21 protein-coding genes are annotated in these 23,332 nt (G+C 62.3%); 9 read left to right on the top strand and 12 right to left on the bottom strand.

Annotated features, from left to right (window positions below; genetic code table 11):
- Window positions 1-76: 76 nt before the first annotated feature.
- On the bottom strand, window positions 77-466 hold the full coding sequence (locus tag LNV07_RS10820; protein ID WP_263571163.1) for a YraN family protein: 390 nt from the start codon (window positions 464-466) through the stop codon (window positions 77-79).
- Here LNV07_RS10820 and rsmI point away from each other — a divergent pair.
- Window positions 465-1,385 carry a 16S rRNA (cytidine(1402)-2'-O)-methyltransferase gene (rsmI, locus tag LNV07_RS10815; RefSeq protein WP_263571277.1) on the top strand — a complete coding sequence of 307 codons (921 nt, stop codon included), beginning with the start codon at window positions 465-467 and terminating at the stop codon, window positions 1,383-1,385. The two genes, LNV07_RS10820 and rsmI, sit on opposite strands and share 2 nt — an antisense overlap.
- A gap of 17 nt (window positions 1,386-1,402) precedes the next feature.
- Here the strand turns inward: rsmI and LNV07_RS10810 are convergent, their stop codons facing one another.
- Window positions 1,403-1,882, bottom strand: a complete 480-nt coding sequence (locus tag LNV07_RS10810; RefSeq protein WP_263571162.1) for a DUF4188 domain-containing protein — start codon at window positions 1,880-1,882, stop codon at window positions 1,403-1,405.
- A complete protein-coding gene (locus tag LNV07_RS10805; protein WP_263571161.1) occupies window positions 1,879-2,853 on the bottom strand; it encodes an NAD-dependent epimerase/dehydratase family protein in 975 nt (324 codons plus the stop codon). Before LNV07_RS10805 ends, LNV07_RS10810 begins: the two co-directional genes overlap by 4 nt.
- A 129-nt stretch (window positions 2,854-2,982) precedes the next feature.
- Here LNV07_RS10805 and LNV07_RS10800 point away from each other — a divergent pair, with 129 nt between their 5' ends.
- The 4 genes from LNV07_RS10800 to LNV07_RS10785 all read left to right on the top strand — a co-directional run bounded on the left by LNV07_RS10800 (window position 2,983) and on the right by LNV07_RS10785 (window position 7,054).
- Window positions 2,983-3,837, top strand: a complete 855-nt coding sequence (locus tag LNV07_RS10800) for a LysR family transcriptional regulator (RefSeq protein ID WP_263571160.1) — start codon at window positions 2,983-2,985, stop codon at window positions 3,835-3,837.
- 44 nt (window positions 3,838-3,881) lie between these two features.
- Entirely contained in the window at window positions 3,882-5,345 is a 1,464-nt protein-coding gene (gene tldD / locus LNV07_RS10795) for a metalloprotease TldD (RefSeq protein ID WP_263571159.1), read from the top strand.
- A 225-nt stretch (window positions 5,346-5,570) separates the two neighbouring features.
- On the top strand, window positions 5,571-6,698 hold the full coding sequence (locus tag LNV07_RS10790; RefSeq protein ID WP_263571158.1) for a 3-deoxy-7-phosphoheptulonate synthase: 1,128 nt from the start codon (window positions 5,571-5,573) through the stop codon (window positions 6,696-6,698).
- Between the two features lie 44 nt (window positions 6,699-6,742).
- Window positions 6,743-7,054 carry a hypothetical protein gene (locus tag LNV07_RS10785; RefSeq protein WP_263571157.1) on the top strand — a complete coding sequence of 104 codons (312 nt, stop codon included), beginning with the start codon at window positions 6,743-6,745 and terminating at the stop codon, window positions 7,052-7,054.
- A gap of 7 nt (window positions 7,055-7,061) precedes the next feature.
- On the opposite strand, the gene LNV07_RS10780 is transcribed toward LNV07_RS10785, so the two are convergent.
- Window positions 7,062-7,724 carry a trimeric intracellular cation channel family protein gene (locus LNV07_RS10780; RefSeq protein ID WP_263571156.1) on the bottom strand — a complete coding sequence of 221 codons (663 nt, stop codon included), beginning with the start codon at window positions 7,722-7,724 and terminating at the stop codon, window positions 7,062-7,064.
- Between the two features lie 158 nt (window positions 7,725-7,882).
- Here LNV07_RS10780 and htpG point away from each other — a divergent pair, with 158 nt between their 5' ends.
- A complete protein-coding gene (gene htpG / locus LNV07_RS10775; protein WP_263571155.1) occupies window positions 7,883-9,766 on the top strand; it encodes a molecular chaperone HtpG in 1,884 nt (627 codons plus the stop codon).
- 55 nt (window positions 9,767-9,821) lie between these two features.
- On the opposite strand, the gene LNV07_RS10770 is transcribed toward htpG, so the two are convergent.
- From LNV07_RS10770 to LNV07_RS10745, 6 genes are all read right to left on the bottom strand, one after another.
- The gene (locus tag LNV07_RS10770; protein ID WP_263571154.1) at window positions 9,822-11,066 is read right to left on the bottom strand and encodes a hybrid sensor histidine kinase/response regulator; all 1,245 of its coding nucleotides are present in this window, start codon (window positions 11,064-11,066) and stop codon (window positions 9,822-9,824) included.
- A complete protein-coding gene (locus tag LNV07_RS10765; RefSeq protein ID WP_263571153.1) occupies window positions 11,053-14,844 on the bottom strand; it encodes a response regulator in 3,792 nt (1,263 codons plus the stop codon). The genes LNV07_RS10770 and LNV07_RS10765 overlap by 14 nt, the downstream gene beginning before the upstream one ends.
- Window positions 14,841-15,767 carry a tripartite tricarboxylate transporter substrate binding protein gene (locus tag LNV07_RS10760; protein ID WP_263571152.1) on the bottom strand — a complete coding sequence of 309 codons (927 nt, stop codon included), beginning with the start codon at window positions 15,765-15,767 and terminating at the stop codon, window positions 14,841-14,843. The genes LNV07_RS10765 and LNV07_RS10760 overlap by 4 nt, the downstream gene beginning before the upstream one ends.
- A gap of 232 nt (window positions 15,768-15,999) precedes the next feature.
- Window positions 16,000-17,070, bottom strand: coding sequence for a serine/threonine protein kinase (locus LNV07_RS10755; RefSeq protein WP_263571151.1), 1,071 nt, complete (start codon window positions 17,068-17,070; stop codon window positions 16,000-16,002).
- 80 nt (window positions 17,071-17,150) lie between these two features.
- Window positions 17,151-18,029 carry a DUF2726 domain-containing protein gene (locus LNV07_RS10750; RefSeq protein WP_263571150.1) on the bottom strand — a complete coding sequence of 293 codons (879 nt, stop codon included), beginning with the start codon at window positions 18,027-18,029 and terminating at the stop codon, window positions 17,151-17,153.
- Between the two features lie 137 nt (window positions 18,030-18,166).
- Window positions 18,167-18,910 carry a GNAT family N-acetyltransferase gene (locus tag LNV07_RS10745; protein WP_397545551.1) on the bottom strand — a complete coding sequence of 248 codons (744 nt, stop codon included), beginning with the start codon at window positions 18,908-18,910 and terminating at the stop codon, window positions 18,167-18,169.
- A gap of 367 nt (window positions 18,911-19,277) precedes the next feature.
- On the opposite strand from LNV07_RS10745, the gene rplM reads away from it, so the two are divergent.
- The 3 genes from rplM to erpA all read left to right on the top strand — a co-directional run bounded on the left by rplM (window position 19,278) and on the right by erpA (window position 20,708).
- Window positions 19,278-19,706, top strand: a complete 429-nt coding sequence (rplM, locus tag LNV07_RS10740; protein WP_263533701.1) for a 50S ribosomal protein L13 — start codon at window positions 19,278-19,280, stop codon at window positions 19,704-19,706.
- A 9-nt stretch (window positions 19,707-19,715) separates the two neighbouring features.
- On the top strand, window positions 19,716-20,108 hold the full coding sequence (gene rpsI, locus LNV07_RS10735) for a 30S ribosomal protein S9 (RefSeq protein ID WP_263538349.1): 393 nt from the start codon (window positions 19,716-19,718) through the stop codon (window positions 20,106-20,108).
- Between the two features lie 225 nt (window positions 20,109-20,333).
- A complete protein-coding gene (erpA, locus tag LNV07_RS10730) occupies window positions 20,334-20,708 on the top strand; it encodes an iron-sulfur cluster insertion protein ErpA (RefSeq protein ID WP_263571149.1) in 375 nt (124 codons plus the stop codon).
- 49 nt (window positions 20,709-20,757) lie between these two features.
- Here erpA and LNV07_RS10725 read toward each other — a convergent pair whose 3' ends face one another.
- Both LNV07_RS10725 and LNV07_RS10720 read right to left on the bottom strand, forming a co-directional pair.
- Window positions 20,758-21,870, bottom strand: a complete 1,113-nt coding sequence (locus LNV07_RS10725; RefSeq protein ID WP_263571148.1) for an anhydro-N-acetylmuramic acid kinase — start codon at window positions 21,868-21,870, stop codon at window positions 20,758-20,760.
- A 26-nt stretch (window positions 21,871-21,896) separates the two neighbouring features.
- Window positions 21,897-23,267 (bottom strand): M23 family metallopeptidase, encoded by a 1,371-nt coding sequence (locus tag LNV07_RS10720; RefSeq protein WP_263571147.1) that lies wholly within the window; start codon window positions 23,265-23,267, stop codon window positions 21,897-21,899.
- Window positions 23,268-23,332 lie beyond the last annotated feature (65 nt).

The following is a 23,332-nucleotide window of genomic DNA, read 5'->3' as shown; positions in this document are numbered from 1 at the left end:
GGCCGGATCATAAGCGACCGGGGCTTGCCCACCCCGAAGCCACCCCGAAGCCACCCCGAAGCCACCCCGAACCCACTCAGGAGCCAGTAGGCCCGGTATCAAACGCCGCCTGAATCCATTCGATGACATCGCCATCAATCGCCAGCACATCGAAGCGGCAGGGCGGCGGCGTGGCGACGTTGAGGAGGTAATGTTGGGCGGCATAGATCAGCCGGCGCTGCTTAGTTTTCGTCACGCTGGCCGCCGCGCCGCCATGCGAAAGACCGGCGCGGGCGCGCACTTCGACGAACACCAGCGTGCCCGCGCCGTCGCGCAGAATCAGATCGACTTCGCCACCGCGCGCTCGGGGGCCGGCGGCGACCCGATAATTGCGCTCCACCAGGCGCAGACCCTGCCGCTGCAAGTATTGCAAGGCAAGGTCTTCCGCCTCCGATCCGAGAGTCTTGGGAGAGCCCCACTTGAACATGAACGCCGATGCCTCCCTGCTGATGCAACAGGCCGCCGCAGCTGCGGCTGGTAATCAGCAGTATCCCGCGTCCACGCTCTATGTGGTGGCGACGCCGATTGGCAATCTGGCCGACATCACCTTCCGCGCCGCCCATGTCTTGGGACTGGTCGATGCGGTGGCCTGCGAGGACACGCGGGTCAGCGCCGGCTTGCTGCGCCATCTGGGCCTGCACAAGCCGCTGCTCAAGCTGCATCAGCACAACGAGCATGAGGCCAGCGAAGCGCTGGTCGCCAGGCTCCAACAAGGCGAGCGCATCGCCTATATCAGCGACGCCGGCACGCCCGCCATCTCCGACCCCGGCGCGGTCTTGGTGGCGGCCGTGGCGGCCGCAGGCCTACGAGTGTTCCCCGTTCCCGGCGCCAGCAGCACGGTGACGGCGCTCAGCGTGGCCGGCGACACGGTGGCGCAGGGTTTCGAGTTCGCCGGGTTTTTGCCGACCAAGGCGGCCGAGCGCCGCACGGTCTTGCTGACGCTCTGTGGCCGGCCGCGCAGCCAGGTTTTGTTTGAAGCGCCGCATCGCATCAAGGCGGTGATCGAACTGCTGGCCGAGGTTTGCCCGACGCAGAAGGTGACCGTCAGCCGCGAGTTGACCAAGCAGTTCGAAACCGTCCACACCGCGCTGGCGGCCGAGTTGCCGGCTTGGATGGCGGCGGATGCGCAGCGCGAGCGCGGTGAGTTTGTGTTGGTGCTGCATGCGCTCAAACCCGAGGCGGCGTCGGAGGGCGAGTTGCCGGCCGAGGCGCTGCGGGTGCTTGCGCTGCTGAGCGCCGAGTTGCCGCTGAAGCAGGCGGTGGCGCTGGCGGCCGAGATCAGCGGTAGCTCGCGCAACCGCCTCTACGACCATGCCTTGGCATTGAAGAATGCCCGCGCCGACTGATTTCGACGCGGGCTTGTTCACTTTCCTGCCGCCATGCGTTGAGCGGCCGACGCCAGCCGGCCCTTGACCGGCACCAGTTCGCCAGCGCGTCCCAGGCCGAAGGCGGGCATATTGACGTAGACGCTCTCCGAGCTGCCCGGCCGGACGGCGTAGGTTTCATGCCAGATGCCGACTGAACCATCGGTGCCGATCGCCTTGTTGAAGGCCGCCCAAGCGGGCAGGTGCTGGGCCTCACGGTTTTTGGCATAAGCCATCAGTTGCTCCATCGAACGCCAATACTGAACCTGGATAAGAGTGCGCGAGAACCATGTCTCGGCGTGCAGCAGGCCTGAGTCCGGCTGCGACTGCAGTTCGCGTTGCATGCGCGGCATCGCGCTCACCACCGGCCACCATTTGTGGACGAGCCAGGGCTTGTTGATGCGCATGCCGATCAAGAAGACCACATAGTCGCCGTCCAGGCGGGCCGTCAGGCGCTCGCGCAGCACCGGGCCGCTCATGCCAGCACCTCGGCGCTTGCAGCAGCAGAAGTCGGCGCAACAAGCGCCAAGGCCTCAAGGCTGGCGCGCAGCGCCGGGACCAGCGGTGTCTGAGGCGGCTCGCCGATCAACCGGCGCAGTTCGGCGTCGTCCAAACGGTGCGGCTTCTGCCACAGATAGCGCATCTCGGCGATGGCACGCCAACTGGCAACAAAGGGTGAGCCTAGGCGAATCAAGAACCAAGGCAAGTCGCCTGCCTTCAAGGGCTGGCCCCAGGCTTGCGCAAAAGCTTGGTGCAAGACCTGACCCTCCACCGAATGGCCGGCGAAATGAAGGCGGTGATGGCCCTTCAACTCGGCGCGCTTTTCGGCGATGCGTACAAAGCATTCGGCCAGATCGGGCAGATAGGCCCAGGCATGGGTCTGATCCAGCGGGCCGGGGTAGATGAAACGGCCACTCTTGAGCTTGGAGATCAGGGCCAGATCAAACCAGGTGCCGCGCCCCGGCCCGCCGAAGAAGTCGCCCGCCCGCAGCACCACCGAATCCAGCCCCGGCTCGGCCGCCATGCGCGCTTCCATCTCGATACGCAGGCCGGCCTTGGGCGTGTTGGCTCGCTCGGGCGTGTGGGGCGTCAGCACAGCGGGCAATTCGCTGCCGAAGTTATAGACATTGCCGGGCAGCATCAGTAAAGCGCCTAAGGCCTTGGCCGTCGCCTGCGCCGCGTCGGCCATCGGCAAGAGCAGTCGATGCCACTCGGTATAGGGCGGATTCAGGGCATTGATGACGACGCTGACGCCTTGCGCGCCCTTGATCAGGGCGGCGCGGTCCAAGGCGTCGCAGTTCAGCGCCCGTACATGGTCCAGGCCGAGCAGATCGGCCGGCAGCGGCTTGCGAGCCTGCGCAATCACCTGCCAGCCGGCTTCGGCGAAGGCGCGAGTCAAACAAAGGCCCAGGCGGCCGGCGGCGCCAAGAATCAAGAGGGAGGGTTTCATGTGTGGTCCTTTGCTTGCAATTGCTTGGGCTGAAGTGTCAAAGTTTTTGCCGCAATTCGGAAGCGACTATCATGAACGCTGGATATTCAAAAATGAATAGCGGGGCGAAAAGTGCTCGATTGGTCGCAGGTGCAGATATTTCTTGGCTTGGCCGAGGCGGGCTCCTTGAGCCGAGCCGTTGCGCTGCTGAGCCAGAGCCAACCGACGCTGAGCCGGCAGTTGACGGCCTTGGAGTCCTCACTCGGTCAAAGCCTGTTTGAGCGCCACCCGCGTGGCCTCACTTTGACCGCGGCCGGCCAGGCCTTGCTGCCCGCCGCAAGGCGCATGCGCGAAGGTGCGCAAGAGCTGAGCCTGGCCTTGGCTGCGCGTGAAACAAGTCTGGCCGGCACGGTGCGCATGACCGCCAGCGAGATCGTCTGCTGTTACTTTTTGCCCGAGTTCCTGGCGCGGATGCGGCTCGATCATCCAGAAATTCAGCTGGAGATTGTCGCCAGCGACGAGGTCGAAAATCTGCTGGACCGCAGCGCCGACATCGCGCTGCGCATGGTACGTCCCGAGCAGGGCATGCTGGTAGCGCGCAAGCTGGCCGATTGGCCGCTCGGCATGTACGCGCACAGACGTTATTTGGCCCGCCATGGTGTGCCGACGGTGGCGACGCTGGCTCAGCATCACTGGTTGGGCTTCGACCGGGCCGATCAGTTGCTGCGCGGCTTCGCGGCTGCGGGCTTCGCCGTCGAACGTGAGTTTTTTTGCTTGCGCAGTGACAGCCATGTGGCGATGTGGGAGGCGATGCGGGCCGGCTGCGGCATCGCTGTGGGCCTGCAAAGCCTGGCCGCACGCGACCTCAATCTGCAGCAGGTGCTGCCCGAAATACCGATCCCGCCGCTGCCACTGTGGCTGACCGCCCACCGCGAATTGCGCGACACGCCGCGCCTGCGTTTGGTGTTTGATGCCTTGGCGGATTGGGTCGGTGCGAACCCTTGAATTTGCTTCGAGCGGGCTCCCGCCAGCCCTCCTACAATCAAGTCATGATTTCGCGCGAACCCACCCTTGCCCGCCTGGTAGCAGCCCGTAGCCAATTGCTGGAGCCTTACGGCCTCAGCGAGCCCTTGCTGGCCAAAGCCTTGCGATTGATCACCGAGCACCGCGTTGATGACGCCGACCTCTATTTCCAGCACACCCGCTCCGAGGGCTGGAGCTTGGAAGAGGGCATCGTCAAGAGCGGCAGCTTCAGCATCGATCAGGGCGTGGGCGTGCGCGCCGTGGCCGGCGAGAAGACCGCGTTTGCCTATTCCGACGATATCTCCGAGGCCGCCATCATCGACGCCGCCTTGACAGTGCGCTCGATTGCTGCCGCCGGCCAGAGCCGCCGCGTCAAGGTGCCCGCCAATCCCACCGTGTCAAAGAGCCGCTCGCTCTATGGCCCGGCCGACCCGATCGCCAGCCTCGACAGCACCGAAAAGGTCGCCTTGCTGGAGCGCACCGAACGCATGGCGCGCGGCAAAGACCCGCGTGTGGCGCAGGTGATGGCTGGCCTGGCCGCCGAGCATGAGGTGATTCTGGTGGCGCGCGCCGACGGCACCTTGGCCGCCGATGTGCGGCCGCTGGTGCGCCTGAGCGTGACGGTGATTGCCGAGAGCAATGGCCGCCGCGAGGTCGGCTCGGGCGGTGGCGGCGGGCGCTTTGGCCTGGCCTATTTCACCGACGAGATGATTGCCAGCTATGTCGATCAGGCCGTCAATGCCGCGCTGACGAATCTGGACTCGCGCCCGGCCCCGGCCGGCGAGATGACCGTGGTGCTCGGCCCCGGCTGGCCCGGTGTGCTCTTGCACGAAGCGATCGGCCATGGCCTGGAAGGCGACTTCAACCGCAAGGGCTCGAGCGCTTTTGCCGGCCGCATCGGCCAGCGCGTGGCGGCCAAGGGCGTCACGGTTTTGGACGACGGCACGCTGCCGGACCGCCGCGGCTCGATGAACGTTGACGACGAAGGTTGGGCCTCGCAGCGCAATGTCTTGATCGAGGACGGCATCCTGAAGGGCTATATCCAGGACGCGATGAATGCGCGCCTGATGAAGGTGGCGCCGACCGGTAACGGCAGGCGTGAGAGTTATGCCCATGTGCCGATGCCGCGCATGACCAACACCTATATGCTCGGAGGCGACAAGGAGCCGAAGGAAATCATCGCCAGCATCAAGCGCGGCATCTACGCGACCAACTTCGGCGGCGGGCAGGTCGACATCACCTCGGGCAAATTCGTGTTCTCGGCCAGCGAGGCCTTCTGGGTCGAGAACGGCCAGATCCAGTACCCGGTCAAGGGTGCGACCATCATCGGCAGCGGCCCCGAGGCGCTGACCCGCGTGACCATGATTGGCAACGATATGCAGCTCGACACCGGTGTCGGCGTCTGCGGCAAAGAGGGCCAGAGCGTGCCGGTCGGCGTCGGTCAGCCAACGCTGCGGATCGACGGGCTGACGGTCGGCGGCACGGCCTGATTGTTGTTCGGCCGCAGCAGTACGGCGGCTACGCAATATTCGCGTGCTACATTCAAGCCATGCCTTCACCAAAGTTTTATTCTTTCTTTTGGTTCTCACACCGCACCGGCGGCAGAGAGGCGAACGCGTAAACCAAAAACGCAAATCAAATTTCTGAAAACCGCCGGGTTCACCCCGGCGGTTTTTTTTTGCTCCTCGAATCAGATCTAGCAAGAGACCCAAAACATGAATGCCAAAAACGCCAAAGCCGAACAAGCCGCCGAACGCTGGTACTCGCCGCAGGACAAGACCAGCCTGACCGATGATGAGCGCATCGTCGACGTTACGCCGCTGCCGCCGCCCGAACATCTGATTCGCTTCTTCCCGATTCGAGGCACGCCGATGGAGCCGCTGATTGCCGGCACGCGCGGCAAGATCCGCAAGATCATGCAGCGCAAGGATGACCGCCTCTTGGTCATCATCGGCCCCTGCTCGATTCACGATCCGGCCGCCGCGATCGAGTACGCCCGCAAACTGCAAGTGCAGCGCGAGAAGTACGCCGACACGCTGGAGATCGTGATGCGGGTCTACTTCGAGAAGCCGCGCACCACGGTCGGCTGGAAGGGCTTGATCAACGACCCTTACCTGGACGAGAGCTATCGCATCGACGAAGGCCTGCGCATCGCCCGCCAGTTGCTGCTGGAGATCAACCGGCTGGGCATGCCCGCCGGCTCCGAGTTCCTCGACGTGATCTCGCCGCAATACATTGGCGACTTGATTTCTTGGGGCGCGATCGGCGCGCGCACGACCGAAAGCCAGGTGCACCGCGAGTTGGCGTCGGGCCTGTCCGCACCAATCGGCTTCAAGAATGGCACCGACGGCAATATCAAGATCGCCACCGATGCGATCCAGGCGGCGGCCCGCCCGCACCACTTTTTGTCGGTGCACAAAAACGGTCAGGTCGCCATCGTCGAGACCAAGGGCAATAAGGATTGCCATGTGATCCTGCGCGGCGGCAAGGCGCCCAATTACGACGCGGAGAATGTGGCCGCCGCCTGCAAGGACCTGGCCGCGTCCAAGCTGGACATGACGCTGATGGTGGACTGCTCGCATGCCAATAGCTCCAAGCAGCATCTGCGTCAGGTCGATGTGGCTCGCGATGTGGCCGAGCAGATCAAGGCCGGTGGCAAAAGCATTTTCGGCGTGATGGTCGAGAGCCATCTGGTCGATGGCGCGCAGAAGTTCACCCCCGGCAAGGACGACGCCAAGAAGCTGGAATACGGCAAGAGCATCACCGACGCCTGCCTGGGCTGGGATGATTCGCTCGAGGTCTTGAAGGTCTTGAGCGAGGCGGTGAAAACGGCGCGCGGCTGATTTCTAAGTCAGAATCCGCGCATCAGCAGCCAGAAAGGCCAGCGATGCGCAGTCAAGTGAAGGTGGTATTCAGCCCGATTCAGCAGTTCGATCTGCTCGTTGATGGGGCGGAGGTCTTGAGTTTCGAGGCCGCCCGTCAATGGCTGGACGAGCAGTTCGTCAAGCATGACTGCGTGCCGATGCGGGGGTCGGGCAAGGTTTTGCTGGCGGACAAGATCCTCGGCATTGCCTCGGTCGCCGGGCCGGAGGCTTTTGCCGACCCCGCTTGGGCGCTTGATTACGCCCGCGCCACCAGCGGCGCCTTGAGCAAGGCCTTGCTGCGGGTGGATGTGGCGAAGCGAACGCTGTCTTACTGATTGGCTGTTATTGGCTCAGCTGTGGCGCCGGTAACTGCCAACCAAAGTGCAGGGCGGCCAAGCGCAAGGCCACCACCATCAGCATGCCGGCGATGAAGGCCACTTGACGCGGCAGCCCCAAGGCACGCAGCAGCAAGTAGGCGGCGATGCCGCCGATCGCTGCGCTCGCATAGATGTCGCGGCGCAGCAGCAGCGGCACCTGGCCGGTCAGCAGATCGCGCAGCACGCCGCCGCCGCTGGCGGTGATGGTGCCGAGCAAGACGACCACCAGGCGCGGCTTGCCGGCCTCCTCGGCGATCTCGGCGCCGCATAGCGCAAACAGGGCCAGGCCGAGAGTGTCGGCGATCACCAGGGCGCCGTTGCCGCTCTGCAAGACCTGACCCCAGCCGCTGGCGGCCAGCGCGGTCAGCATGGCGGTCAAGGCGATCACCTTGATGTAGCGGGTATCGCGCATCCAGAAGATCGGGTGGCGGCCCAAAAGCAGATCGCGCAACGTGCCGCCGCCGATTGCGGTGATGGCGGCCAGCACCAGCACGCCGAACAGGTCAAGCCGCGACTGCATGGCGGCCAGCGCACCGCTGATGGCAAAAACGGCCACACCGGCCAGGTCCATCCAGTACAAAACGATGCGCGCCTTGGGGGTCAGCGACTCATTGGGGGAATTGCTCATGGGCGGCATTCTGGCAGCGATGTGGGCAAGTGCTGAAAAAGGGCTTGAAGCTGGGCGAGGCGGCCCCACATCGTGTGCACGGGCGCAAGCTCAGGTGGGTGGCCGCAAGCTCTTGGCCGCTCATCATCGTTTTCAGCCATTTGAAAGAAGCGCAAATCATGACAAAGCAAACCCATGCCTTCCAGGCCGAGGTCAAGCAGATCCTGCACCTGGTCACCCATTCGCTCTACTCGAATAAGGAAATCTTCCTGCGCGAGTTGGTGTCGAACGCGTCGGACGCCTGTGACAAGCTGCGCTTCGAAGCGCTGGACAACGCCGCCTTGTTCGAAGACACGCCTAACCTGGAAGTACGCGTCAGCTTTGACGAGGCCGCCCGCACCGTCACGATCAGCGACAACGGCATCGGCATGAGCGAGGAAGAGGCGATCTCGCACCTGGGCACCATCGCCAAGAGCGGTACGCGCGAGTTCATGGCCAAGCTCGAAGGCGACCAGAAGAAGGACGCCAACCTGATCGGCCAGTTCGGCGTCGGTTTCTACTCGGGCTTTATCGTTGCCGACCGCATCACCGTCGAGACCCGCCGTGCCGGCGTGGCCGCCGATGCAGCGGTGCGCTGGACGTCGGAAGGCACCGGCGACTACGAGGTCGAGACCATCAGCAAGCCCGGCCGTGGCACCGATGTGATCCTGCATCTGCGCGAAGGCGAGGAGGAATTCCTCAAGACCTGGCGCCTCAAGTCCGTCATCAGCAAATACTCGGACCACATCTCCCTGCCTATCCTGATGCGCAAGGAAGAATGGGATCCTGAGAAGTCCACCCAAGTCTTGAAGGACGAGTGGGAGCCGGTCAACAAGGCCTCGGCGCTGTGGTCGCGCTCCAAGAGCGAAGTCACGCAAGAGCAGTATGACGAGTTCTACAAGCAGATCAGCTACGACACCGAGGCGCCGCTGGCCCACACGCATAACCGCGTAGAAGGCCGCAGCGAGTACACCCAGCTGCTCTACATCCCCAAGAAGGCGCCGTTTGATCTGTGGAACCGCGACAAGCGCGGCGGCGTCAAGCTCTATGTGAAGCGCGTCTTCATCATGGACGATGCCGAGGCGCTGATGCCGGTCTATCTGCGCTTTGTTAAGGGCGTGATCGACTCGGCCGACCTGCCGCTGAATGTGTCGCGTGAGTTGCTGCAAGAAAGCCGCGACGTGAAGGCGATCCGCGAGGGTTCGACCAAGCGCGTGCTGTCGATGCTGGAAACGCTGGCCGACAGCGAAGACGCCGCCGAGCGCTCAAGGTATGCCGACTTCTGGAAGGACTTCGGCTCGGTCTTGAAGGAAGGCATTGGCGAAGACCATGCCAACCAGGAACGCCTGGCCAAGCTCTTGCGCTTTGCCTCGACGCATGCCGACGAGGGCGTGTCGCTGGCCGATTACCTGAAGCGCGCCAAGGACGATCAGGAAGCGATCTACTACATCACCGCCGACTCTTTAAGCGCCGCCAAGAACAGTCCGCAGCTGGAGATCTTCCGCAAGAAGGGCATTGAGGTCTTGCTGCTGGTGGACCGCGTCGATGAGTGGATGCTCTCGCATCTGTATGAGTTTGAAGGCAAGGCGCTGCAGTCGGTCGCCAAGGGTTCGATCGATCTGGGCAAGCTGCAGGACGAGGACGAGAAGCGCCGAGCAGAGGAAGTTGCCGAGACCTTCAAGCCGCTGCTGGACCGCCTGAAGGAGACGCTCAAGGCCCGCGCCAAGGATGTGCGCGTGTCGACCCGTCTGGTCGATTCTCCCGCCTGTATCGTCGTCGAAGAGGGCGATATGAGCGGCCACTTGGCGCGCTTGCTCAAGCAAGCCGGCCAGGCCGCACCGAGCAGCCTGCCGACGCTGGAGATCAACGCCGAGCATGCGCTGGTGAAGAAGCTGAGCAACAGCGAGGCCCAGTTCGACGACCTCGCTAACGTGATCTTTGATCAGGCCGTGTTGGCCGAAGGCGGCCATCTGGAAGATCCGGCTGCCTATGTGCGGCGGGTCAACGCGATGTTGCTGGGCTAAGGTCTAAGTCAGGCGCCTTGCAAAGCCCACTCAGGTCCGGCCTGAGTGGGCTTTTCTATGTCGCAGCGTTTTGGCTGTCGGTCATCACCCTTGGCAAGCGAATATCGACGCGAGTTCCTTGGCCCAGCTTGCTGCTCACTTGCAGCTCGCCGCCGAGAGTTTTCTTGACCAGGTTCAAGACGATGGTCATGCCCAAGCCGGTGCCGCCTTTGCCGATCTTGGTGCTGAAAAATGGCTTGAAAAGCAGCGCGAAATTCTCTTCTGGAATGCCGACGCCGTTATCGACAAAGCTCAGTCGTACGCTGTCGCCGACGAGTTCTCCGCTGATCGTCAGCAGTCCCTGCTCGCGTCCGTCGAAGGCGTGCAGGTAGGCGTTGTTGACCAGGTTGATGACGATTTGCCCCAGCGGTCCGGGCTGCGATTCCATTCGAATGCCGGCCGGTATTTCGACCAGCACCCGATGCGCGTGCCGGCTCAGACTGGGCGCCAAGGTGGCGAGCACCTCCCGCACCGTCTCCGCCAGATCGAATTCGCGCCGTTGTTCGCTGGCCTGGTCGGCCGCCACATGTTGGAACTGAGACAGCAATTGCTCCGCCCGTTCGAGGTTGCGCAACAGCAGGCCACAGCCCTCCTGCATTGAATTGACGAATTCGCTCAAGTCGTTGCGTTTCAGGGTGCCCGATTGAGCTTCAACATCAAGCTTCTGCGCTTGATTGGCCAAGGTGCTGGCGGTCATCACCGCGTTGCCGAGCGGGCTGCGCAGTTCGTGTGTGACGCTGGCGACCAAGGTGCTGAGGGTGGCTTTGGCTTCGCTGCGAGTCAGTTGACGGCGAGACTCCTCCAGGCAGCTCAGCGCCAACTCGAACTCCGCCGTGCGTTCACGAACCTTGGCCTCGAGATTGAGCTTGAGTTGATGCAAGAGCAGGTGAGTGTGCACACGCGCCTGCACGACGGCGGCGTTGATCGGCTTGGTAATGAAGTCCACCGCACCGAGCTTCAATCCCAGCACTTCATCCAAAGGGTCGTTTTGACCGGTGACGAAGATGATCGGGATGCCGCAGGTTTGGGCGTCGTCCTTCAGCCTCCGGCAGACCTGATGCCCGTCCATTCCCGGCATCATCACGTCGAGCAAAATCAGATCGGGGCGGGTCTCGGGATTGTTGGCAATCGCGATGGCCGTTTGGCCCGAGGTGGCCACCTTGATGCGGTAGTCGGCGCGCAAGAGTTCGGCCAATGCATTCACGTTGACCGGCGTGTCATCGACGATCAGGACCAGCAGCCGGGCATCAGGTTCTTGCATGGTTGGCCTCGTCTTTCGGGGCGTGTACGGCGCAGATACGCTCGAGTTCTGACAAGGTCGTCAAGGCATCTTCGGTGTGGATGTTATCCACTTGCTGCCGAAAAAGCAGCAACTGCGCTTGGCAATTCATCGGCGCCATGGCTTGCTCGAGCTCACTCATGGCTTCTGACGGGATGAAGTCTTGGCCGATCAGCAGGGCGCGCAATTGCTGCAGCAAAACTTCTGGCGCTTTGGCGGCAAGGTTTTCGAATTTGGCGGTGGCCGGGGGCTGACCGGCCGCCGACGCGAGGACGTTGTCTATCTGCCCTAGCGTGTGCGCCAACTGAGTCTCCATGTCCAGCATGAAGCGAGCCACTCCGGCCGCTTCACTGGCCAAGCCGACGCCATCATTGCTTCTCAGCATGGCCTCCGCATTGGCCAGCGTTTGTTGCAACGCGCTCGCCCCTGCGGTGCCGGCGATGCCCCGCATCGTGTGCAAATTCAGCTGGGCATCGGCAAGGCGGCCTTCGGCCAGGGCTTGCCTGCATTGCGCCAAATGGCTCATGGCGTCGGCGCGAAACGACGCCAGCACCTTGGCGTAAAAGGCTCGGTTGCCGCCCAGTCGCTGGATGGCCAGCTCAATATCGATAACTTGGTCTCCGCCACTTGGCTGCGGCGAAGACGCCGACCATGCGAGCGCCCGACTTCGCCCCTTGCGCTGGGTGTGACGCAAGACGGCGCGGATCAAATCGTCGCAGTCCACCGGCTTGCCCAAATGATCCACCATCCCGGCGGCCAGACAGGCGGCCCGATCGGAGTCCATCGCATTGGCGGTCATGGCAATGATGGGGGGGGCAGTTATGCCTGCTGCAGCTCGGATACGCTTGGTCGCTTCAAAACCGTCAATATCGGGCATTTGCAGATCCATCAGGATGGCGTCAAACGGAGGTCTTGCCGCCAAGGCCTGCGCCACGCCGTCCAGGCCATTGCCGGCAATCTCCACTTCGGCGCCGTTGTTGCCGAGTAACTCCTTGGCCACCTGCTGGTTCAAGGCGTTGTCCTCCACCACCAGCAGACGCAAACCCTCCAACTGTCTGGTGCTCACGGCACCTTGCTTGAGAGGCAATTTCCCGCTGCGCTCAAACGTGGCCATCAGTACAGCGTCGTACAGCATTGACGCGGTCACGGGCTTGACCAGGTAGCCGTCTAAAAGGCGAGTCTCGTGCTTGGATTTTTCGGCGAGCACCTCGCGACCATGCACGCTAACCATGATGATCACCGGTGCTTGGTCGCCGGCTTTGAGTTGGCGAATTTGTTTGGTGGTTTCCCAGCCATCCAGATTCGGCATCCGCCAGTCCATCAGAATGATCTGGTACGCGCTGGCGGCAGGCTCTTGCAAATGCCTCAGCGCGGCCTCGCCGCTATCGACGCAGACACTTTGCCAACCCATGGCCTTGGTCATTTCTTGCAGCACCTCGCGCGCCAGGGCGTTGTCATCCACGATCAGCACACGCTGTTCATGGATCTCGTCAAGGGCCGGCGCAGATTCGGGCGTGGGCTCGATGTCGAACCGCGCGCTGAAGTGGAAGCGACTGCCTTGGCCCAGACTGCTGTCGACCTGCAACTCGCCGCCCATCAGCGCAATGATGCGTTTGCAGATGGACAGGCCAAGCCCGCTGCCGCCAAAGCGGCGTGTTGTCGATGTCTCGGCCTGGCTGAAGCTTTCGAAGATGCTGGCGAGTTTGTCGCTTGCAATGCCGATGCCGGTGTCGCGTACCGAGAACTCCAAATCGGCCGTGGTAGCTGTTTGTGAAAGCAGCCGCAGGCTGATCAGCACCTCTCCTTCTTGGGTGAACTTGATGGCGTTGCCGCTGAGATTGAGGAGCACTTGGCGCAGGCGCATGGCGTCACCCATCAAGCGCTGCGGGATGCGCGGGTCGATGGCGAACAGCACTTCGAGATCCTTGGCGCCCAGGTTTGCCGACACAATCACCGACAAATCGCGCATCATGTCGCCGAGCACGAAGGGATGGACATCCAGCGCCATTTTGCCGGCTTCTATTTTCGAAAAATCCAGAATGTCATTGATCAAGCCCAGCAAGGCCAAGGTGGCCGATTGCGCTTTTTGGGTGTAGTCGAGTTGGCGGGGGCTGAGTTCGGTGTGCTCGAGCAACTTGAGCATGCCCAGGATGCCATTCATCGGCGTGCGGATCTCATGGCTCATGGTGGCGAGGAAGTCACTCTTGGCGCGACTGGCCGACTCCGCCGCCTCCTTGGCCGCCAGCAATTGCGCGTCTTGTTGCTTCTTTTCGCTGACGTCCTGATGGGTTCCGACGACCCAATCCGAATCGGCTTTTTGGAGCTCATGGGAGACCAGGCCGCCGCGCGCCAGGACCCAGACCCAGTGGCCCAGCTTATGCCGCAATCGCAACTCGCAGTCATAGCTCTCGCTCTCGCCCCGCCGCAGGCTTGCCAAGGATGCGTCGGACCGCAGCAGGTCATCCGGGTGGCACAGGCGAGCCCATTGCTTGAGGTCCATGGGTTCCAGCTCGGCGGGGCTATACCCCAGCATGTCGGCCCAGCGTGTATTGATGAAGCGCTGCCCGCTAGGAAAGTGCAATTCCCATGTGCCCGCCTGCGTACCGTCGATGATATTGCTTAGCCTTTGTTCGGCCAAGGCGCTGCTGGCCTGCATATGTGCTGTCATGCGGCGGCTGCGCTGGGTAATGCCGACGGCAGCCAGCAGTAAAAGGGTCGCGCCGCTGCCGCCCCATAACGCCCATTGGCGAGCGTGCCCGACCCGATGGCTGGTGAACTGCCCACGCGGGACGAGCACCAACTCCCAGGGGCGGCTGGCCACATCGACGGTCAGGCGCAGCACGTCGGGTGAATTCGCCAGTGCTGCTGGGTCGGCCGGTTTGGCGGGCTCGTCCAGCGCGCTATAGATCAGCTTGGGGGGCTCGTTAGCCTGGTCAAACACCAGCAGGTCAAGCTCGACCGCATCGGCGCGAAAGGCGGCTTCGCGAAATACATCCTCGACCCGGACGATGCCGGCCGCATAGCCGAGGTGCTGCCCCGCGTTGCTCACTGCCGTCGAGATGATGAGGCCATCTTTTCTGGCGGAGCGTGCCGCGTCGCCCAGCAACTCGAAAGTGGCCGAAGCCACCGGCTGCTTGGTCTTGCGGGCCAAGAGCTTGGACTCCATGCGCCCCGGCAAGGAGGCCAGGTCCAAGCCCAGGATGGCCGAGGCTTCCGGAAAGGCAAATAAGACCGGTAGGTACTCCGCGCGAGGCTGAACCGGCACGGTTCGCTCGTTCGCCAAACTGCCTTCCAGTTCAAGCACCCGGAAACCGATCAGACCCTGCGATTGCGCCTTGGCCTCAAAAGACGCGAGTGCTTGCGCCGAGACGGTGGGTTGCCATTGCAATGAACTCAGCGTGGGCGCCGCCGCCATCATCGCTTCAGAAAAATCCGAGAACTCGCTGCGACTCAGTTGCGGGTGATTGGCCACCAATTGTCCGACGGCGCGGATGGCTTCGATCGAACGCACCAAATCAAGGTAGAAGCTGTCAACGACCGACTGACCGATCGCATTCAACTGATCCTGCTTTTGGCGAGTTTGGGCGGCCTCTATCGTCTTGGTGGCGTACCAGGTCGCGCTCGCGCCAAGAGCCAGAATAAGGATCAGCACCAGCGTGTCCAGGGTGTTGTCGCGCCAGTTCTTGCTGTTCTCGCCGGCGCGGGCGAGGCCAGGGTTGGCGGGCGCGCTGGCTGCTTCGGACGGGCGCGCGGCGCTCATTCCTGCAGGCCCATGATGGGCACCAGGCGCTGGTAGAGTTCGGACTGCTCCTGCATGAATTTGTCTGAATCCTTGCTGGTGCCTAGGGCCGATATCGCGCCCATGGCGGCCAGGTCTGCCAGCCATTGCGGGTCTTTGCCCAAGGCCTGGAGGGTGGCTCTCCACTTGCCTACAAGCTTGGGCGGCATGCCTGGCGGTCCGACCAAGGCGGTCCATCCCAGAATCGAGCCCAAATCCCGCATGCCTACTTCGCGTGAATTTTGCAGCTCGGGCAGCTGTGGCATGCGACCCGGGGCGGTCGTGAGGAGCCCGCGTATCTTGCCGTCCTTGATCAATGAAATAAAGCTGCCGGCGTTGATGCACATGAAGTCGATCTGGCCGTTCAACAAGGCCTCCTTCACTTCGATCGCGCCGTTGAAACCCACCCCCGTGGCGGAGTCCAGTTTGAGTCCGGCCAAACGCATCAAATAGAGCGCGCTCATATTGTGAATCGTGCCTGGCCCGGCGTGGCCGAACTTGAGCGTGCCGGGAGACTTGCGCAGTGCCTGCGTCAATTCATGGTGACTTTTAAAGGGCGCATCGGCACGCACGGCGCACACCAGCGGTTCGATCAACAAGACGCCCAGAAACGTGAAATCGGTGTGGCGATAGGGCAGGCTGGGCTTCAGCGCCGGTGCAACGACTTGCGAGCCCACCCGGGCCAGTAGCAAGGTGTAGCCGTCGGGCCGCATCAACTTCACCTCGGATGCAGCCTTGGCACCGGAGTCCCCGACTCGGTTCTCGATCACCAACTCGGTGGTGTTCAAGTACTTTTTGAGGTGTTTGGCCAGAATCTGTGCATAGGTTTGCGAGTCGCTTTTTACACCGAATGGGACGATCAGCGTGATCGGGCGCTCCGGGTAGGCGTCGCTGCTGTTCGCCATCGTTGCGGGCGATAGCAGGGCGGCCGCCCCCAGTGCCAAAACCCGCAGGCTTGCGCAGAGGGCGCTTTTCCGATCGCAGAAGCTGATGGCGAGGGGCATGTGCTGACTCCGTGAGCATCCCCTGTAGGCCAGAGCCCCGGGGCGGTGCAAGAGGTGGTAAGCCGACACGCAAGAATACGACTTTTGGGCGGCGACGCAAGGCCAAGGTGGCCCGGTGATGCGCCCCATGCCGCTATTTGAAGCCCTCGTCGAAACCGACGTCCTCGTCTTTGAAGTTGTCCAGCACGATTTCGTCCGCAGGCCGCATCGCTTCAAGTTGCTCTCCCAGCTTGGCGACCTGGTCGTGCCAATAGTTCGGCGTGCCGAACCAGGGAAAGGCGAGCGGGAAGGCCGGGTCGCCCCAGCGCTTGGCCAGCCAGGCGCTGTGGTGAATCATGCGCAGCGTGCGCAGTGGCTCGATCAGCTTCAGCTCGCGGCGGTCAAACTTGGCCACCGATTCATAACCCTCCAACACACAGGCGAGTTGCTGGCGCGTTGCGATGGCGTCGCCCGACAAGAGCATCCATAGATCCTGCACCGCCGGGCCGGTGACGGCGTCGTCGAGATCGACAAAATGCGGGCCATGGTCGGGCGTCCAGAGGATGTTGCCGGGGTGACAGTCGCCATGCAGACGCAGCAGCTGCAAGTCTGGAATGGCATCAAAAGCGTTTTGAATACGGCTCAGGCAGGCCTCGACCACGGCCCCCCATGCGGGCGCGATTTCAATTGGCAGCGTCTCGTGCTCAAGCAGCCAGTCGCGAGCGATCCTGCCCGGCTCGGCGCCAACCCAGCGCAGCCTGTGCTGGAACGGCCGCTGTTGGCCGACCAGGTGCAAGCGGGCGAGCAGTCGGCCTATCCAGGTCAGCACCTCCGGGTCGTCCAGCTCGGGCGCCCGCCCGCCTTGGCGCGGCGTGACGGCAAAGCGTTGGTCGCCGAAATGGGCCAGGGTCGCCGGCGTACCGGTCAGCTGCAACAGGCCCTTGATGTTGTCGAGCGTCCAAGGCGCGGCCACCGGCACTTCCGCTGCGGCCAGTTCCAAGGCGAAGTCATGTTCTTCGAGAATTTGTGCATCGCTCCAACGGCCCGGCCTATAGAACTTGGCCACGGCGATGCGGCCGTCCTCCAGATGCAATTGCAGCACCCGGTTCTCGTAGGAGTTCAGCTGCAGCATGCGGCCGTCGCCGTAAAGGCCGGCTGCGTCGAGCGCGTCCAGCATGAATTCGGGTGTCAAGTTGCCGAAGCTGCGGTCTAGGTCTGGGGTCATTGAATGGCGAAAGAAAACGGCGTCGAACCGAATGGCCCGACGCCGTAGTATCAGCGTAAAACTCTCAGAAAGACCCTTGCTTAGCGGGGCAGGCGGCCACCATAGCGAGGCGAGTCAACCACCAGTCCGACGATGTCGTTCGGCGCCTCATCGGGATAACGGGACTCTGTACCTAGGGGCTCGCCAAACGGTGCTGCGTTGTGGGCGCCGGCCGAGTTGCTGCGCGCCATGCGGGGCAGGTCCTGGCCGGCTGCGGTGTCAAATCGACTATCTGGGGCAAAGAAGGAGTCGTGGAAGACGGCGGAATCCTGCCAAAGCCCATGGCGACCTACCTTCACGGCAGCTGCGTTGTTGCTGGATTTGTGTGGCGTCATTAGGCCACTGCGGCGCGGCGTAGCGCCGTTGATGGCACTGCGCGAGGAGGTGGCTTTGCTGGGTGTGGGGGCCGGTTGTGGGCCGCGCGAACTGTTATTGCTAAATGGCACCAGCAGTTGCAACTCGGCTGCGCTGGGCAGCTTGTCGATCGGGCAGCGCAAATAGCGCACTCGGCAAGCCCCCAATACCGACTGTTTGATTTGCAGGCTGCGCCCGGAAATGCCACGCTCGCTGTCCAGGTCAACGGCGGCCAGCACTCGGCCATTGGGGCTGCAAATCGCGAAGGTCACATGAATGGCCCCCAGCAATTCGAACCAGTAGCGCACTTCCTGGGCTTCGGTTGGTTGGCAAAACCGCACCATCGGCAGCTTCGCGAGGATCACGTGATGAGGCAGCGCTTCTTTGAGGAGCCGGTAAACCCGGCGCTCATCGGCGTTAAATACCGGGCGAGCGGTGAGTGCCCATTCGGTCGGTAATGGTTTGTTGCTGGCGCCGCTTGGTCGACGCAGCGCCCAGGCTGCGGCAAGCGCTAACAGACTGCTGCCCGTCATCAACGCGACTATCCAAGGAATGGTAATTTGCATTGCCCTCGTCCGCCGTTATTGGTATTGCACCGTATATCCAGTGCTTATTCGAGCAATGTAGCGCATCACTGTGACAAAAGGGCCCCGTACCTACCCCCGGTCTGGGTGGTGGCTTGTGTAAATAATTTAGGGCAAGGCTATTGTTTTGCGGCCTTGCCGGCCTCTTCGAACTTGGACTTCACCTCGCCGACCCCGTCAATGATGTGTCCGATGACGCGCACATGTCTTTTGAACTGGAAGTCCAGTTCGGCCATATGGCGCTCGATGGCTTCGCCGACATGGGACGAGACGGTGTCGGGCGGGAGTCGCAACCAAGCCTCTGATTCCGAGCCTTCGCGCTCCACGGTGGCGCCGGCATTGCGGGCAATTTTCAGCATCGCCCCGTTTTCGCTCAGGGCGTGAATGAATAGCGTGTCGATGCCGCGGTTGCGGGCATGCAAGGCGGCGCGCTCGAACAGGCGGGCGCCCAAGCCCCGGCCGCGAGCTTGGCTCAGTACCGAGACGCCAAACTCGGCCATCGCCGGTTGGCCGGGTCGTTGTGGCTCCGGCGAGTAGGCCAGGTGAGCCATGGCAACGAGCTCCAACCTGCGGTTGAATATGCCGAAGACCTCATCCCTCTCGAAGTCTATCGACATGGCGTAACGGCTGACTTGCTCATTTGCGGCCGCGTAGCCGAAGCGTAAATAGCGGTCTCGCTCGCCCAAAGCGAGCAAGTGCAGCGCAATCCGCTTGCGATGTCGCCGCCCCAGCGAGCGAATCGGAATCCAGGCAGACATGCGCTTCAATGCAGACGCCGGCCCCCACATCGCCAAGCCGCCAATTTTGGTGTCGGTTTGGTCTGGCGGTGCTGTGCTGCTGTTGGGGTCGAGCGTCGGTTTCATGCAGGGACTCGAAACCGAGCCATAAGTAGTAACCCTGATTTTAGCTTCACGACATCCACGTTCGGCGATCGTGTCGCTAGGAAGCAAAGACTAGCCATCTTTGCACGCTCTCTGCTAGAATGATCGGCTTTTCCGTATTTGGCTGCGGGGAAGACGTTTTGCGTCTGGCGTGAGAGGTTGCGAGAACAGGTGTTTTTGATGCGGATTTATGCCGCAGCGAAGGCTTGCTTCCCAATAAGCAACACCGAGCGGTGTCGATTCATCTGCTGGTGATAAACCGGTAGTCGAAGGTAAGCGGACGCAAAAATTTGAATCAGCCATCCGACCGCTGGATTCCGTTTTGGATTTCAGCATTCGAAAGTAACTCATGAAGACCTTCAGCGCCAAACCGGCAGAAGTGACGCACGAGTGGTTTGTGATTGACGCCACCGATAAGGTGCTCGGACGTGTTGCCAGCGAAGTGGCACTCCGTTTGCGCGGCAAGCATAAAGCCATTTATACGCCTCACGTAGATACCGGCGATTTCATCGTCATCATCAACGCAGAAAAACTGCGTGTCACTGGCAACAAGGCCAACGACAAGGTGTATTACCGCCACTCGGGCTTCCCAGGCGGCATCCACGCCACGAAGTTCAAGGACATGCAAGCCAAGCATCCAGGCCGCGCGCTGGAGAAGGCTGTCAAGGGCATGCTGCCCAAGGGTCCTTTGGGCTATGCCATGGTGAAGAAGCTGAAGGTCTACGCAGGTGACACGCATCCGCATGCCGCTCAGCAGCCCAAGGCTCTGGAAATCTAAGGAACGATGATGATCGGAAACTGGAACTACGGTACAGGCCGCCGCAAGTCGTCGGTCGCACGTGTCTTCATCAAGAAGGGCACTGGCCAGATCGTTGTCAATGGCAAAGCCATTGCTGACTATTTTGGTCGTCAAACATCGATCATGATCGCCAAGCAGCCTTTGCTGCTGACGAACCATGGCGAGACGTTTGACATCAAGGTGAACGTTCATGGTGGTGGCGAGTCGGGCCAAGCTGGTGCTTTGCGCCATGGCATCACCCGCGCGCTGATCGACTATGACGCAACCCTGAAGCCCGAACTGAGCCGCGCCGGCTTCGTCACGCGTGATGCGCGTGAAGTCGAGCGTAAGAAGGTCGGTCTGCACGGTGCTCGTCGCAGGAAGCAGTTCAGCAAGCGCTGATCTCGCTGGTTTGCTGCCCTGGGCTTTGTTCAGTGGCAGCGAATTCACAACAAAGCCGCTTTCGAGCGGCTTTGTTTTTTTGAGTTGGACCTTTCGTCCCGTCTCCTAATAACCCTGTTCCAGCACGGTCTCATCTTGCGTGGGATCATTGAGTTATAAGCCTGAAACTTGTCCGGTATTTGCGTGGACAATGGCGGCTGCAGTGCAATTACATCAGGAATCCCTATGAACGCAGTTCTTGAATCTCCAGCGGCCGATGCCGATGAAATGCCCGTGCCCTTGATCTTCACCGACAGTGCGGCCGAAAAGGTTGCCGACCTGGTGGCCGAAGAGGGCAACCCCGAGTTGAAGCTGCGCGTGTTCGTGCAAGGCGGCGGTTGCTCGGGCTTTCAGTACGGCTTCACCTTTGACGAAGCCGTCAACGAAGATGACACGCAGATGCACAAGAACGGCGTGACCCTGCTGATCGATGCAATGAGCTTGCAATACTTGGCCGGTGCCGAGATCGATTACAAGGAAGACCTGCAGGGTGCGCAGTTCGTGATCAAGAATCCGAACGCCACTACGACCTGCGGTTGCGGCTCGAGCTTCTCGGCCTGATTTTTAGCCTCCCAAGAAAAGCCGCTAGGTTCTGGTGGCTTTTTTGCTTTTAGGCCGGATAGAGTGCGCCCAGCAGCCTGGGACCGAGAGCCCCGGTGGCGCCAGCCAGATTGCCGGGTAGCCGGCGCAGATGGCGCATCGCCAGCCAGGCGAATGCCGCGGCCTCCACTTGCATCACGGGCAGCCCACGCGCATCGGTCGGCATCACCTGAATGCCGGGCAAGCATGCTTGCAGGCGGCGCATCAACTGGGTATTCAAGGCGCCGCCGCCGCAGACCAGCAACTCGCGCGTCTGTGGGTCATGGTGGCCGAGGCTCTGGACAATCGCTTGTACGCTCAGCTCCAGCAAGCTGGCCTGTACATCGACGGCCTGCATACCCGCATCGAGGCACCGGTCCAGCCAGGCGCGGTTGAACAGGTCGCGGCCGGTGCTGCGCGGTGGGGTCAGGCCGAAGAAGGGCTCGCCGAGCATTTGCTCCAGCAAGCCTGGCAAGACCTGACCCTCGGCGGCCCAGGCGCCGCCGGCGTCAAATTCATGGCCCAGATGCTGCTTGGCCCAAGCGTCCATCAGGCAGTTGCCGGGCCCGCAGTCAAAGCCCAGCGTGCCGCCGGCGCCGCTGAGCAGGCTGATATTGCTGATGCCGCCGATATTGACGACGGCAATGTCGCGGCCGGGTTGAGCGAATTGGGCACGGTGAAAAGCCGGCACCAACGGCGCGCCTTGGCCGCCCGCCGCCACATCGCGGCTGCGCAGATCGCACACCACGGCAATGCCGCTCTGTTCGGCCAGCAGGGCGCCGTTCAAGAGTTGAATGCTGTAGCCGCAGCCATCGAATTCGCCGGGGCGGTGTCTGACGGTTTGCCCATGGGCACCGAGTGCGGCCACTTCGCCCGCTTTGACGCCGCAAAGCTCCAGCAGCTGGGAAACCAGATCCGCATAGTCTCTCGCGACTGCGTTGCCGGCCAGGGCGGCCCGGTGCAATTCGTTGTCGCCGGGGCTGTTGAGTGCCAGCAATTCCTCGCGCAAGGACGGGCAAAAAGGGCGGTGCAGGTGGCCAAGCACATGCATGCCTGTGTCGCCTGCGGGAAAGCGCGCCAGCAGCGCGTCAACCCCGTCCAGCGAGGTGCCGGACATCAGGCCAATGAAGAGCTCGCTGCCCATCTGCGGCGAGAAGGCGGTCGAGGGTTTCAGTCGGCGCCGCTGACGCCGCCGTCCATCGATTGCGCGACACTCAGCTGCGACTGCACGCTGGCGACGGTTTGACGGAACTGATTGCGAGCGTAATTGGGCAGGGTCACAGCTTCGGACGCACGCGCAATCACGCGCGGATCTTGATGGCTGCCCTTGACGCGAAACTCGAAGTGCAGATGCGGGCCGGTCGCCCAGCCGGTGGCGCCCACGGCACCAATCTTTTGGCCCTGTTCGATACGTTGGCCCTTTTTGACGTCGATGCGGCTCAGGTGGGCATAGACCGTCGTGCGATCGCCGTTGTGGCGCACATGGACAACATTGCCGAAGCCATTTTGCCAACCGGCGAATTCAACCGCGCCATCGCCGACGGTGCGAACCGGCGTGCCGGTCGGTGCGCCGTAGTCAACGCCAAGGTGCTGGCGCCAGCTTTGCAGAATAGGGTGGAAGCGCATCGCAAAACCCGAGGTGATGCGCGAGAACTCCATCGGGCTGGCCAAAAACGCGCGGCGCTTGCTTTGGCCGTCGAAGGCGTAGAAATTGCCCTTGCCGGTGACGCTGTCCTTGAACCAGACGGCCGAATGGCTGCGGCCGTTGTTGACGAACTCGCCGGCAATCACGCGGCCGGCCGCGCTGTCCCAGTTGATGCTCTCGCCATCGGCGGTGAGGCTTTCGTAGACGACGGAAAAACGGTCGCCCTTGCGCAGTTCGCGGTGAAAGTCGATTTCGCCGGAGAACATGTCGGCCATCTGCGAGGCGATGGCATCCGGGATGCGTGCTTCGTCGGTGGCGGCAAACAAGGAGCTTTGGATGGTTCCGCTGCCCAAGCGGATCTGCGCCTGCAGCGGCGCGGTTTCGAGCTTGGAAACAAAGGCCTTGCCTTCGCGCGTGATGCTCAAGCGGCTGAAATGCGTCGCCTGCTGTTCGGATTTTTCGGCCGGAAAGCGCACCACCATCGCCTGCACAACGCCCGAGGCATCGGCGGTCAACTGCACCGATTTACCGGCGCGGCCTTGCAATGTGCGGCGAGCGAGCGGGTCGTTGCGCAGGAATTGAGCGGCCACCGGGTCAAACGCGCCGAGGCGTTTGAACAGGCTTTCGACGGTGTCGCTGCTGCGGGTCAACTCACTGCGGCTGAGGCCAATCTGGTGTTCGGCCAAGGCCGTCAACTGCGCTTCCAGATCGTTGGTTTGCACCGTCTCGGCCAGCATGCGCTGGGGCAGATCGCGCGCATCGGGCGCGAGTGGTGCGATACCAAAGGCGGTGATGGCAAAGCCGGTCAACAGACCCACCACGGTGCCGGTCAGCGCACGCGGATGCTTGGCGGCAAAGGCTTCGGCTCGCGCCAGAGCCACTTTCACTTCAATCATCCGGTCGGTCACGTTGTCGAATCCCTCGTTGCTCAGGGCGAAGCCGTTTAGGCCTGCGCCTGACA

It is taken from the genome of Roseateles oligotrophus (assembly GCF_025717515.1).
Classification (GTDB): domain Bacteria; phylum Pseudomonadota; class Gammaproteobacteria; order Burkholderiales; family Burkholderiaceae_C; genus Paucibacter_A; species Paucibacter_A oligotrophus.
This window is presented reverse-complemented; position numbering and strand designations above follow the sequence as displayed.